1 protein-coding gene is annotated in these 586 nt (G+C 60.9%); it reads right to left on the reverse strand.

All coding sequences use genetic code 11. The features are described 5' to 3' along the window. Window positions 1–83 precede the first annotated feature (83 nt). A partial coding sequence (locus NW856_RS04610) for a cation diffusion facilitator family transporter (protein ID WP_414399331.1) occupies window positions 84–586 on the reverse strand: 503 nt, incomplete at its 5' end.

A 586-nucleotide genomic window follows, 5' to 3' on the forward strand; every position in this document is an offset into this window, starting at 1 on the left:
TGATACCGTTTTGGTGTTCTTTTGGAAACATCAGGATCCCTGAGCCTTGGCTAGGCTATCTGTTGGCAGGTGGCGAGCTCCTGCTAGGGTTGCTCGATATGGGAGCGAGGCTCCAGGTGGATGAGGATCCGCGCCGGCCCGTAGCGCTCCTGCAAGAGGCGTTCAACTTCCTCGGTAAGGCGGTGGGCGGACTCAATGTCCTGTGGCTCCACCACCAGGTGCATCTCGATAAAGACCATTTCCCCTGGGATCCCGCGGGAAGTGATGTCATGGCAGTCGAGCACGCCTGGCACGCTCAGGATCAGATCCCGCAGGGCCTCGGCAGGGATCGCCACCCGGTCGGTGAGGTAGGGAAGATTCTCCTGCAGCACTTCCCAGCCGCTTCGGAGCACCAGCAGCGCCACCGGCAAAGCCAGGGCTTGATCCAACCAAGGGATCCCCCAATAATGCATGCCGGCCAACCCCAGCAAGACCGTCAGCGTCACCCCAACGTCGCTGAGGGTATGGCGCGCATCGGCCAACAGCAGCGAGCTGGATAGCGCTTTGCCCCAGCGGTGCTCGTAGAGGGTAACAAAGACGTTAATGC

The sequence above is a fragment of the Synechococcus sp. R3-13 genome (genome assembly GCF_047462195.1).
GTDB lineage: Bacteria > Cyanobacteriota > Cyanobacteriia > Thermostichales > Thermostichaceae > Thermostichus.